The 12641-nt window shown below is 61.5% G+C and carries 7 protein-coding genes; 3 read left to right on the forward strand and 4 right to left on the reverse strand.

Features of this window, described 5'->3' with window-relative positions:
• Nucleotides 1–82: 82 nt before the first annotated feature.
• A complete protein-coding gene (locus CGA22_RS04670; RefSeq protein WP_041021269.1) occupies nucleotides 83–1123 on the forward strand; it encodes a low specificity L-threonine aldolase in 1041 nt (346 codons plus the stop codon).
• A gap of 182 nt (nucleotides 1124–1305) precedes the next feature.
• The gene (locus CGA22_RS04675) at nucleotides 1306–1836 is read left to right on the forward strand and encodes an REP-associated tyrosine transposase (protein WP_041021268.1); all 531 of its coding nucleotides are present in this window, start codon (nucleotides 1306–1308) and stop codon (nucleotides 1834–1836) included.
• A gap of 1193 nt (nucleotides 1837–3029) precedes the next feature.
• Here the strand turns inward: CGA22_RS04675 and gbcB are convergent.
• Nucleotides 3030–4130 (reverse strand): glycine-betaine demethylase subunit GbcB, encoded by a 1101-nt coding sequence (gene gbcB / locus CGA22_RS04680; RefSeq protein WP_041021583.1) that lies wholly within the window; start codon nucleotides 4128–4130, stop codon nucleotides 3030–3032.
• Nucleotides 4131–4411: 281 nt separating this feature from the next.
• Between gbcB and gbcA the strand changes: the two genes are divergently transcribed.
• Nucleotides 4412–5707 (forward strand): glycine-betaine demethylase subunit GbcA, encoded by a 1296-nt coding sequence (gene gbcA, locus CGA22_RS04685; RefSeq protein WP_188258492.1) that lies wholly within the window; start codon nucleotides 4412–4414, stop codon nucleotides 5705–5707.
• A gap of 107 nt (nucleotides 5708–5814) precedes the next feature.
• Here gbcA and CGA22_RS04690 read toward each other — a convergent pair whose 3' ends face one another.
• The 3 genes from CGA22_RS04690 to CGA22_RS04700 form a co-directional block, all read right to left on the reverse strand.
• Complete coding sequence (locus tag CGA22_RS04690; RefSeq protein WP_041021581.1) at nucleotides 5815–7059, reverse strand: metallophosphoesterase family protein; 1245 nt, start codon at nucleotides 7057–7059, stop codon at nucleotides 5815–5817.
• 27 nt (nucleotides 7060–7086) lie between these two features.
• The gene (locus tag CGA22_RS04695) at nucleotides 7087–8955 is read right to left on the reverse strand and encodes a hypothetical protein (RefSeq protein ID WP_041021580.1); all 1869 of its coding nucleotides are present in this window, start codon (nucleotides 8953–8955) and stop codon (nucleotides 7087–7089) included.
• A 123-nt stretch (nucleotides 8956–9078) separates the two neighbouring features.
• The gene (locus tag CGA22_RS04700) at nucleotides 9079–12531 is read right to left on the reverse strand and encodes a GMC oxidoreductase (RefSeq protein ID WP_041021579.1); all 3453 of its coding nucleotides are present in this window, start codon (nucleotides 12529–12531) and stop codon (nucleotides 9079–9081) included.
• Nucleotides 12532–12641: the final 110 nt, after the last annotated feature.

Genomic DNA, 12641 nt, shown 5'->3' on the forward strand with positions numbered 1-12641 from the left:
AACACGCCGAACCATGAAGCTCCCCACCCGGGAATTTCTGCCAGGGATCTTTACCCAGGACCTCTACTCCAGGAGCAAGGCCATGACCGACAAGAGTCAACAGTTCGCCAGTGACAACTATTCCGGCATTTGCCCCGAAGCCTGGGCGGCCATGGAAGAAGCCAACCAGGGCCACCAACGCGCCTACGGCGACGATGAATGGACCCACCGGGCAGCGGACGATTTCCGCGCCCTGTTCGAAACCGACTGCGAAGTGTTCTTCGCGTTCAACGGCACCGCGGCCAACTCCCTGGCGCTGTCCTCGCTGTGCCAGAGTTACCACAGCGTGATCTGCTCGGAAACCGCCCACGTCGAAACCGACGAATGCGGCGCGCCGGAGTTCTTTTCCAACGGTTCCAAGCTGCTGCTGGCACGCACTGAAAACGGCAAGCTGACGCCTGATTCGATCCGCGAAATCGCCCTCAAGCGCCAGGACATCCACTACCCCAAGCCCCGGGTCGTGACACTGACCCAGGCGACGGAAGTCGGCAGCATCTATACACCGGACGAAATCCGCGCCATCAGCACCACCTGCAAGGAGCTGGGGCTGAACCTGCACATGGACGGCGCACGGTTTTCCAATGCCTGCGCCTTCCTCGGCTGTTCGCCGGCAGACCTGACCTGGAAAGTGGGGGTGGACGTGTTGTGCTTCGGCGGCACGAAAAACGGCATGGCGGTGGGTGAAGCCATCCTGTTCTTCAACCATGACCTGGCGGTGGACTTCGACTATCGCTGCAAACAGGCCGGGCAACTGGCATCGAAAATGCGCTTCCTCTCCGCCCCCTGGGTCGGCCTGCTGCAAAACGACGCCTGGCTCAAGCACGCCCGCCACGCCAACCACTGCGCCCAGCTACTGGCACAACTGGTAAGCGACATCCCTGGCGTGGAACTGATGTTCCCGGTTCAGGCCAACGGCGTGTTCCTGCAACTCTCGGAACCCGCCATCGCCGCCCTCACCGCCCGCGGCTGGCGCTTCTACACCTTCATCGGCAAGGGCGGCGCACGGTTCATGTGCTCGTGGGATACCGAAGAGGCGCGAGTAAGGGAGTTGGCGGCGGATATTCGGGAAGTGATGAGCGCCTGAAGCCGGCGCCTGGGCTACCGATCGTTCCCACGCTCGGCGTGGGAATGCCGCCACGGACGCTCCGCGTTCGGCTTCTGAAAACGAACTGACTATTCTCACCTGCCACGTACCCTTTTCGTCTATCACGAAATGAATCGGAAACTGCAACATGAGCATTCCACGCGCAACAAAGGAATGTCCCCATGGGCCGGAGCCGCTACGTCATCACCGAACCTGACAAACCGCACTTTCTCACCTGCACGCTCATGGAGTGGCTGCCGCTGTTTGTACGGCCCTACCTCGTCGATCACCTGCTCGATTGCTGGCGTTACCAGCAAGCCAACCAGAACCTGCAACTGCTGGGTTATGTCGTTCTGGAGAATCATCTGCATTTCGTCGCCCAGGCACCGAACCTGAACAAGTGCTTGCGCCAGTTCAAATCATTTACGGCACGCCAGATCATCGATGACCTGCAGAGCAAAGGCGCACAACGAGCGTTGCAACGCCTGAGGTTCAGCAAGCGGGCACATAAGCAGGACCGGGTGTATCAGCTTTGGCAGGAAGGCTCACATGCGGAGCAGATTCATAGCGAAACGGTCATGCGCCAAAAGCTGGATTACATCCACTTCAACCCGGTGAAGCGTGGGTATGTGGAATTACCGGAACATTGGCGGTATTCCAGTGCACGCAATTATGCGGGGATGGAAGGCTTGATCGAGATTCAACGATGGTAGCGCGCAGACGGCCGGGGGAGCTGGGGCGCGGAGCGTCCCTGGCGGCATTCCCACGCAGAGCGTGGGAACGATCAACAGGAAGGTCGCCGACACCACACCGATCGTTCCCACGCTCTGCGTGGGAATGCCTCCACGGACGCTCCGCGTTCGGCTTCTGAAAACGAACTGACTATTCTCACCTGCCACGCACCCTTTCCGCCTATCAACATTGGCGGTATTCCAGTGCACGCAATTACGCGGGGATGGAAGGCTTGATCGAGATTCAACGATGGTAGCGTGCAGACGGCCGGGGGAGCCGGGACGCGGAGCGTCCCTGGCAGCATTCCCACGCAGAGCGTGGGAACGATCAACAGGAAGGTCGCCGACACCACACCGATCGTTCCCACGCTCTGCGTGGGAATGCCTCCACGGACGCTCCGCGTTCGACGCCTGAAAACGAACTGACTGTTCTCACCTGCCACGCACCCTTTTCGCCTATCAGCATTGGCGGTATTCCAGTGCCCGCAATTACGCGGGGATGGAAGGCTTGATCGGGATTCAACGACGGTAGCGTGCAGACGGCCGGGGGAGCTGGGACGCGGAGGCCTGGCGGCATTCCCACGCAGAGCGTGGGAACGATCAACAGGAAGGTCGCCGACACCACACCGATCGTTCCCACGCTCTGCGTGGGAATGCCTCCACGGACGCTCCGCGTTCGACGCCTGAAAACGAACTGACTGTTCTCACCTGCCACGCACCCTTTTCGCCTATCAGCATTGGCGGTATTCCAGTGCCCGCAATTACGCGGGGATGGAAGGCTTGATCGGGATTCAACGACGGTAGCGTGCAGACGGCCGGGGGAGCTGGGACGCGGAGGCCTGGCGGCATTCCCACGCAGAGCGTGGGAACGATCAACAGGAAGGTCGCCGACACCACACCGATCGTTCCCACGCTCTGCGTGGGAATGCCTCCACGGACGCTCCGCGTTCGACGCCTGAAAACGAACTGACTGTTCTCACCTGCCACGCACCCTTTCCGCCTATCAACATTGGCGGTATTCCAGTGCACGCAATCATGCGGGGATGAAAGGCTTGATCGGGATTCAACGACGGTAGCGTGCAGACGGCCGGGGAGCTGGGACGCGGAGCGCCCCTGGCAGCATTCCCACGCAGAGCGTGGGAACGATCAGCGGGAAAGACCGCCGACTTGCCGGATCAGAAATCGATCCGCACATCCCCCTTCGGCACGCTGCAGCACGACAGGATGTAGCCTTCGGCCTCGTCGTCCTCGGTGATCCCGCCGTTGTGGTCCATCTCCACTTCCCCACCCAGCTTCAACACCTTGCAGGTGCCGCAGATGCCCATGCCGCAGGCCTTGGGGATCATCATGCCGAGCTTGGCGGCGGCGGCGTGGACGGTTTCTCCCGGCGCCACGCGGATGCTCTTGCCGGAGGAAGTGAATTCCACCAGGTGCAGGTCCGCGGCATCGACCTCAGGGGCATCGGCAGCCTGCTCGGCCTGTTCCACCGCGTCGGCGCGGGCTTCCGGTGGCGTGGCGCCGAAGGATTCCTCGTGGTAACGCTTCATGTCGAAGCCGGCGTTTTCCAGCAAGCGCTTGACCGCGTTCATGTAAGGCGTCGGGCCGCAGCAGAACACTTCGCGCTCGAGGAAGTCGGGCGCCATCAGTTCCAGCATCTTGTGGTTCAGGTAACCGCGGTAACCGGCCCAGGGTTCGCCCAGGCCATGTTTTTCACAGATCAGGTGCAGGCTGAAGTTGTCGATCCGCGACGCCATGTGCTCCAGCTCGCGGTGATAGATGATGTCCTTGGGCGAGCGGGCGCTGTGGATGAACACCATGTCGACGTTGCCGTTGGTGTCGTAGTACCAGCGCGCCATGGACATGACCGGGGTGATGCCGACGCCGCCGCTGAGGTAGAGCACCTTCGGGCTGGAGAAGTCGATGGCATTGAACAGCCCCACCGGCCCGTGCACTGCCAGCTCCTGGCCTTCGTGCAGGGTGTCGTGCAGCCAGTTGGAAACCTTGCCCCCCGGCACGCGCTTGATGGTCACCGAAAAGCTGTAGGGCACCGACGGCGAGCTGGAAATAGTGTAGGAGCGCATGATCGGCTGGCCTTCGATTTCCAGCTCCAGGGTGACAAACTGCCCCGGCTTGAAAAAGAACATGATCGGCTGGTCGGCCATGAAGCAGAATGTGCGCACATCCCAGGTTTCCTGGATGACTTTGACGCAACGCACGATATGTCGGCCATTGGCCCAGGTCTGGGTAGTGACCGGGTTCAGGAAATTATTGGACATGCTGGTCTCCACGGCCGACTGTCGGCCTTCATGTTGGCGATTGTGCGCAGGGCTCGAAAGCGTCGTTTACCTATTCGCGACATTCACATACTTATCGCGACCAGCCCCCAACCACCGGGGCTTGCGCGTCGGGAACAGATTGGGCCATGTCGCCCATGGATAAGGTTCGCCCCCTGCGCGGCCCCACACTCGCCCCAACAGACAAACAACGTTTTCTGCCTTGCGTAGCACAACCGATTAGCCATTTCGCCGGCCACACAGATGGCCATGAGGATACAACGATGGACGTGACCACAACCCTGAGCCTGGGCGATCCACTGGAACCCGCACGCAAGGCCACCGTGCAGATGCTGCAGGAACGCGAGCGTACCTACTCGCTGCCGCAGCCATTCTATAGCGACGAGCGCCTGTTCGACATCGACATGCAGGAGATCTTCCATAAGGAATGGCTGATCGCCGGCATGACCTGCGAGATCCCGGCCAAGGGCAACTACCTGACCCTGCAAGTGGGCAAGAACCCGATCATCGTGATCCGCGGCGCCGACGGTGTGGTCCACGCGTTCCATAACGTTTGCCGTCACCGCGGTTCGCGCCTGTGCACCAGCGAAAAGGGCAAGGTCGCCAAGCTGGTCTGCCATTACCACCAGTGGACCTACGAGCTGGACGGTCGCCTGCTGTTCGCCGGCACCGAAATGGGCGCCGACTTCGACATGAAGGAATACGGCCTCAAGCCTGTAAACGTGAAAACCGCCGGTGGCTACATCTTCATCAGCCTGGCGGAGAACCCGCCGGCCATCGATGACTTCCTGTCGACCCTGGCCCATTACATGGAACCCTACGACATGGAAAACACCAAGGTGGCGGTGCAAACCACCTTGATGGAGAAAGCCAACTGGAAACTGGTGCTGGAAAACAACCGCGAGTGCTACCACTGCGGCGGCTCCCACCCGGAATTGCTCAAGACCCTGCTGGAATGGGACGACGTCACCGACCCGCGCGCCGACCAGGCGTTCAAGGACCACGTGGCCGCTTCCGCCGCCGCCTGGGAAGCCGAGAAGATCCCTTACGCCCACGCCAGCTTCGGCCTGCGTAACCGCATCGTGCGCATGCCGCTGCTCAAGGGCACCGTGTCGATGACCATGGATGGCAAGCAGGGCTGCGCCAAGCTGATGGGCCGCATCAAGAACCCGGACCTGGGCTCGATGCGTATCCTGCACCTGCCGCACTCGTGGAACCACTGCATGGGCGACCACATCATCGTGTTCACCGTGTGGCCGATCAGCGCCCAGGAAACCATGGTCACCACCAAGTGGATCGTGCACAAGGACGCGGTCGAAGGCGTGGACTACGACGTGGCGCGCATGCGCGAAGTCTGGGACGCCACCAACGACCAGGACCGTCGCCTGGCCGAAGAAAACCAGCGCGGCATCAACTCCACCGCCTACCAGCCGGGCCCATACTCCAAGACCTATGAGTTCGGCGTGGTGAACTTCGTGGACTGGTACAGCGGCCGCATGTTGAACAACCTGGGCGCCGAGCCTGCGCCGTACCTCAAGGGCATCAAGGTCCAGGCCTAAGGCAAAAAGCATCGCGAGCAGGCTCGCTCCCACAGGGGGTCTCCAGTGCAATGGAGATCCGGTGTGGGAGCGAGCCTGCTCGCGATAGCGGCCTTCCTATCAACCCATTACTTCGAAGACCACCGCACCGACCCATCTTCCCCGTAGAACGTCTCTTCGATGTTCTCGCCCACCAGCCGCACCTTCACATACCCGTTCAGCACCCGCTCCGGATACACCTCATCCCCGGCCAGTTCCGTCTCCGACCACAGCACCCGGGCGTGCCCGTTCAACTCGCTGGTGGTGGCATAGGGAATCGCCCCATGCCCGGCGCAACGTGCGTGCAACCCGCCTTGAGTCGCGTAGCAGATGCCGTTGTGCAGATGGCCCCAATACCAGTAATCCGGCTCACGCCCCAGCGCATCGCACACCGGTTGGTACAGCGCGGTCTTGTTGTGCCCGGAAATATCGAACCCCTGGTGATGACTGAGCACCATCAGCTTCTTGCGCTTGGGCAGGCTTTTCATCCAGTCGATCTGCTGGGCGTTGAGCGTGCCGTCCATGTACAGGTTCATGGCGTCCGAGGCATAGGCGCTGTCGAGGCCGACCACCAGCCAGTCGTCGTTGTACAAGGCGAAGTAACTGGTGCCCTGCTGCACCGGAAAACGCTTGGCCAGTTCCTTGAAATAGCCATGGGCGCCGCTGTACATCTCGTGGTTGGAGTTGAGGGTGAACGAGCCATGCTTGCCCTGGGGCCAGCCGACCATGTCGACGTCTTCCTGGGAATGGGAACCGGCGTAGTAGACATCCCCCAGGTGAATGGTGAAATCAGCCTGGGCCAGTTGCATCTGATTGGCCACCGCCACCGCCGGGGCGTGGCTGTCGAACGGCCCGGTGCCCCAGTCGCCAGCGATGGCCAGCACCACATCGCTGTCCATTTTCACCAGTGCCGGGGTCGTGCCGAACGTCGCGTGATGGCGCAGGTTCTCGATCCACTTGAGCAACGCCTCGCTCCACAACAGGTCCAGCAGCTCCCATTTGCGACACCCCAGCAAAGTGCCGTCCTTGAGCACCCGGGTCGGCAATTCGTCTTCGCTTTGCGGCAAAGGCTTGGCATTGCCGATCTTCAGGATCGACAGACCGTGGGCCAATTCCCAAGGCACAGCCGGTTCGTCGTCCGGCAGGTCGCCATGTTCGATCGCGTGCCGGGCCTGGTCATGGCCCCGTTGCAATAGTTTGACGATGGCCTCGAACTCCTCGGGCTCCAGGTCGTTGACGAGTTTTTTCCAGGACATTTCCAGTCGCGTGACCAACCCGTGCAGGCGGACCTTGACCTTGTCGAACTCATGTTCCCAATGGTGCAGTAATGACATGTGGACGCTCCTTCGTAGTGCCCTGGGCTACAGGGTCTTCATGAATTCGATCAGGGCCCGTTTGTCGGTGTCCGACAGCTGCGTGCCATACAGGTGACCGCCGTTGTGGTTGCCTTCCAGGCGGGTGTCGTACTTGAAATCCGCCGACGCCTTCATCTGCGCGCCGCTGGTGATGAAACCGACTTTCTGCGGGTCGTAGATATCGGAGCCGGTGTAGAACACTTGCGGACGCTGTTCCGGCGGCAGCAGCAGATCCCACAAGGTCGGCACCGAGCCGTTATGCAGGTACGGTGCACGCAACCAGACGCCGTCGGTGGGGGTGTTGCTGTAGCTCTGGGTCTTGCGATAGGCGTTGAAGTCGAATGGCGGTTTCTTGAAGCTGTGGAACGCTGTCACCAACCCGGTGGTGAAGGAGTCCAGGCGATGGGGGTCGGTGCCCAACTGGTCGATGTTGGTGGTGACCTGGCCCGTGTCGGTGCGGCCGAAGTCGTGGCAACCGGCACAGTTCTTCTCCCAGATCGGTTTGCCCTGGGCCACCTTCGCCTGATCCAGGGCGAACGGCCAGGCCGGTGCCTTGTGCCCCAGCAACCAGTTGGTCACCCGATTGAAGCTGGGTGGCAGCACCGATTCAGGCGTCGCACCCACGGCCATGGCGGCGGCGTAGTTACGCTCGTGAATGTTGTTGTTATTGCCGTCCCAGTGCAGGTACATCGATTCGCGAGGTTTCTGGTTCCAGACCTGGGGCAGGTCCACGGTGCCGATGGTGGAGTCATCCGGGAAGCCGAACACCACCATTTTGGTCGGGTTGAAGGTGTCGGTCCGTCCGGGACCCTGGGCCGGGCGCAGTTTCTGCCAGGCGTAGGCCTGTTTCTGCTTGAGCAGCGCGCTCTTGGCCATCGGGATGATCAGGTAGCGGTTGTACAGCTTCTCGAAAAAGCCCAGTTGGAACTTGCCGTTGATCGCGGCCATGATCGCATCGGGGGTGAATTTCGGGTCGCTGGCGCAATCGTAGGCGAACCACTGGAAGGCTTGCAGTTGCAAGGTATTGGCCGGCGCGGTGGCGACCGGAACCGCTACGTCAGTGGCGTTGGCCCGGTAAGAGCCGGTATGGCACAGGGCGCAGTTCGGCTCCACGGTGGGGTAGCCCAGTTGCCGCTTGGCCATGCCGATGGGCAGGTCCTTACCGTTTTCGTAGAGGAAACCGAACACTTCGTAGCCACCGGGCTTGGGCATCTTTTCCGGGCACATCTGCGGCAGCACGGCGAACAGGTAGTAAGGAATCCGCGCCTCGATGCCGAGGCCGATGGCCGCGTACTTGTAATGGTCTTCGTCGGAAGCGAAGTCCGGCTGCGGTACCTCGCGGATCATCTGGTACCAGGTCTGGTAACCGATGAAACCCAGCACCAGTACCACGACCAGCGTGCCGGTCCTGAAGCGCGGACTCTGCCAGTGCCGTCTCCAGCCTTCACGCCACTCCCGGCAACCCGTACAGAGCAAGGCCAGCGGGCGATTGGCAACCGGGCTGCCCAGGTACAGCAGCACGCCCAGTATCAGGAACATGCTCAGGTCGCCCATCAGCATCGGCACGAACAACGAGCCCTGGTTGTTGGTGTTGATCAGGTAGATCCAGAACACCACCGCCACCAGCCGCGAAAGCACGCACAACCACGAATTCACCACGAAACGCGGTGCATTGAAGCCCGAGGGCATGTAGAACAGGCTGATCCCCACCAGCAACATGCCGGTGTTTTCCAGCCAGGGATCGGACAGCACAGGCGGCAGCCCGAGCATGGACGTCAGCAACGCCGGCGCGAACAGCGCCGGAATCGCGAAGAACATGTTCATGACAATCCCGACCCAGATGATGCGTTGGTACCAGCGGATGTAAGTGTTCATAGCATTTCCCCAGATCGTGCCCACGCTCTGCGTGGGCATGCATCCCATGACGCTCTGCGTCATAAAAGCGGACGCGGAGCGTCCGTGGCGGCATTCCCACGCAGAGCGTGGGAACGATCCCGGCTAGCCGAGCGCAGTCTTCTCCAGGTGCTGAAGGATGATCGGATACACATCCATCACCGCATCCTTGCCGAAGATGCAGTCGATGTGGCCGTAGCCCGGTACCTCGTGGCGGCTGAACAGCTGCGGGCCGTGCATGTCGCACAGTCGCTCATAGGTCTTGAGGGTGCTTTGCGGCAAGTAGCACTGGTTGTCGGCGCCGCTGATGAAGCAGATCGGTAATTTCAACCGATCGAAATGCGGCATGTAGACGTCGTTGCCCTTGAAGTCCACCAGATGCCCCTTGCGCACGATCAGCGCCAGGTGCTCGAAGGTGTGCATGTTCGACTCGCCGAACAGTTCATGCAGGTTGTCATGCAGGGTTTCGTTGAGGGTGTCGTGGCGGTACAGCGACGCATACATGAAGGTGATGCGATGGCAGACCGGGTTGGTGCAGTAGCCCTGGGCCTCGATCCGGGCATAGCCGTTCAGCGCTTTGTCGTAGAGCTTGTTGAACCAGTTCTCCTTGGTGTCGGCGTAGGCGGTCAGGGACTTGATGCCGATGGCGTCGAGCATGCCCGGCAGGTGCAGACCGGCCTTCAGACCGGTGGCGGTGGCGACCACCGTATCGGCGGCTATCTGCGAGCAAACCACCGAGCGCACGCCTTGCAGCCCCGCCAGCATCGACATGAAGAAGGTCGTCGCCCCGTAGCAATGCACCACGCACTGCACGTCGCGGGCAAGAGTCGCCTGCTGGATCTGTTCGATGGCTGCCTTGAAGTCGTACTGGGCCACCTGGTCGCCGTTCCACTCATGCTTACTGGCGGGCAGCAGGATGCTCACCCTCAGGTCCAGCAGCCAGACGTCGTACTCGTGCTTGCACAGGTACTCCAGCAGGTTGGTGTGAATGGTATCGGTGGAGAAGATATTCGAGCCCACGCCCAGGCCGTGAACCAGCATCACCGGGCCTTTGCTGCCCGCCTGATAGCGGGTCAGGCGCAGTTGGACGTTGTCTTCGGTCTCGAAGAAGTGCACGGTCGGTGCCGGTGCGTCCAGTGGCCGCTTGATCCGCGGTGGCGCATCCGGATTGAAGTAGATATCCCCGGCGAACACCCCGCCATAACTCTCCCACAGGATGCCGGCAAAGAACTTGCCGAACCGCGCCAGGGCCTCGACCCGTTCGCGTTCGTTACGGGCGTTGAGCACCTTCATGGTGGTCATCTGCTTGGCGAAGTCCGCCGGCAGGATGTGCATCACCCCCGAGCCGAGCACCGCGCCGGTCTTGTCCGGCCCACGATAGAGGGTGACATAGAGGGTGCTGGTGTCATGCCAGATGTTCAGCACACCGTTGTCCTCGGGCACGGTCTTGAAGGCGCTGAAGTAATAGTCGCTGCCGTCCTCGGCGGTCAGCTTCATGTCGTAGTTCATGTGCCGCACGCCCACCTGTTCCTGGTATTGCTCGAACAGGTTGAATACGCCGTTGCTGGCGATCAGCGGCTGTGGCGAAAGCATGGGCGCATCCAGAGTCCCCACCAGCGTGGCGGCGTGTTCCGGCTCCTTGATCATGCGATTGAGATCATCGGCGGTGATAGTCAGGGTGAACTCGATGGTCGAGTTGTCGGTTTTTCCGCGTTTGGCCGCCGCTTCGTAAAGCGAGAGGTCGGTGCCCTGGGCCTGGGTGAAGGCGGTGGAGAAGTAGCCCTTCATGGTTTCGGTGAACTGCACGCCGAGGGTGGGCGCCGCCACCGACTTTTTCGGGGCCGAAGGCAGCGTGTAGTCGATATGCCAGCCGCGATCGGCCGCCAGCAACCCCATGTTGCGTTCGCTCACCGCCGAAATAGTCAGCAGCGGGTTGACCGCCAGGGAAGTCGGAATCACCGCGCCGTCGGCCACGTACAGGCCGGGATAGACATCCGTGCCGCTGGCGCCACTGAACACCTGGCCCTTGTGGTTGACCACGCCCTGCGTCGCGTCCTCGCCCATCACGCAACCGCCCAGAGGGTGAACCGAGACAATGCTGTGCTTGAGCAACTTGGTCCAGATCGGGTTCTCGACCCAGATCCCCCCCAGCGCCTTGGTACTCTGGTGCAGGCGCTCATTACCGAGGGTGACGTTCTCCTGTTCGCCGACACCGGGCCAGTCGATGCGCAACTGGTCCTTGTTGTCGAGCACCATGCGGCCCTTGCCATTGTCATGACTCATGATCAGGTAGGTCTGCATGTTATGCAGCGCGCCATGATACGGACCGCGCAAAAAGCTTTCGGCTTCCCGCCCCTTGTATTTGAGGCTGGCGCCGAAGCCGGTGTCGGTGGGCACGCCGATCATTTCCGCGAACGCCGCCATGCTCGGCACCATCGGCCGGCCGAGCGCGCCGGGAATAGAACCTTCCTCGATGACCATGCGGCTGCGCCAGTCGCCCTCGGTACGCATGTCGATAATCGAGGTGATGCACGGCCCCACCGGCTCCAGTTCCTTGGCCGAGTGAGCACCAAAACCGATGCCGTTGATGGTCTGGTCGCAGTTGTGGCCGAACCCGAGGATGTCGCCGTTGCCGCTCATGTTCTCGCCCAGTTGATTGGACATCGGCAGGCCCTTGTCCCGGGAGCGCAGCATGATCTCGGTGGAGCCCAGGGTGCCGGCGGACACCACCACAATGTCGGCGCGCACGAACAGTGTCGGCGCCGAGAACAGTTCGCGGCCGCTATCCAGGTACTGGAAGTGCACGATCCAACCGTTGCCGTCGCGCTCCAGGTGCCGCACCTCGGCCTGGCAGAAAATTTCCGCGCCATGGTTCCAGGCATCCGGCAGGTAATTCATCAGCGTGGTGTTCTTGGCCTTGTTGTTACAACCGGAGACGCAGTCGCCACAGCCGTTGCACGGCAATTGCTCGACGCCGACGTGGTTGAGGTTGTTGGGCAGCTTGTCGAACGTGACGTTGATCGGCGGCTTGTAGAAATGCGCACCTTGCTTGAGGTAATCAGCCGATTTCTTGTGGGCGTCGAGCTTGGGCAGATTCGGCGCCGAGGCCGGATAAGGGTTGGGCTTGAGCATCTCGCGGGCGCGCTCGTAGCCATCCTTGAGCAGCGTGTCACGGTGTTCGCGCACTTCCAACGGCCAGCGCGGGTCTTCGAACACGCCGGGCTCCGGCTCCAGCGCGACGTTGGCGTTGATCAGCGAAGTGCCGCCCAGGCCGCAGCCCACCACCACGTTCTGCTGGGCATTGACGTGCAGGTCGAACATCCCGGTGCGCGAGCCGATGTGGCCATCCGGGTCATGCACCTGCAACTCCTCGGTGGCCGCCAGCATGGTGTTGGGGTATTCCCCCGGTTGCATCTCCCGGCCCCGTTCCAGCAGGCACACCCTGCGCCCGGCCCGGGACAACCGTGAAGCGGCGATACCACCTCCGTAACCGGAGCCGATGACGATAACGTCGTAATGCTCCTTGATATCGCTGATGGGGGTCGAGATCCGTGTCATGTCCAAGTCCTCTCAGGCAGAAGGGGCAACTCTGCGGTTGCCTGTAAATCGAAGGCGCACATACGCCTGGCCACTGTCCCGTAGAGGGGACGCGCGGCAGTCAACGGTGT

It is taken from the genome of Pseudomonas sp. PSB18, from assembly GCF_014596565.1.
In the GTDB taxonomy this organism is placed as follows: Bacteria; Pseudomonadota; Gammaproteobacteria; order Pseudomonadales; family Pseudomonadaceae; genus Aquipseudomonas.

Bases quoted from the DNA above. Each gene is read 5' to 3' on its own strand.
- gbcA (WP_188258492.1), top strand. From the start codon at position 4,412: ATGGACGTGACCACAACCCTGAGCCTGGGCGATCCACTGGAACCCGCA.
- CGA22_RS04675 (WP_041021268.1), top strand. From the start codon at position 1,306: ATGGGCCGGAGCCGCTACGTCATCACCGAACCTGACAAACCGCACTTT.
- CGA22_RS04670 (WP_041021269.1), top strand. From the start codon at position 83: ATGACCGACAAGAGTCAACAGTTCGCCAGTGACAACTATTCCGGCATT.
- gbcB (WP_041021583.1), bottom strand. From the start codon at position 4,130: ATGTCCAATAATTTCCTGAACCCGGTCACTACCCAGACCTGGGCCAAT.
- CGA22_RS04700 (WP_041021579.1), bottom strand. From the start codon at position 12,531: ATGACACGGATCTCGACCCCCATCAGCGATATCAAGGAGCATTACGAC.
- CGA22_RS04690 (WP_041021581.1), bottom strand. From the start codon at position 7,059: ATGTCATTACTGCACCATTGGGAACATGAGTTCGACAAGGTCAAGGTC.
- CGA22_RS04695 (WP_041021580.1), bottom strand. From the start codon at position 8,955: ATGAACACTTACATCCGCTGGTACCAACGCATCATCTGGGTCGGGATT.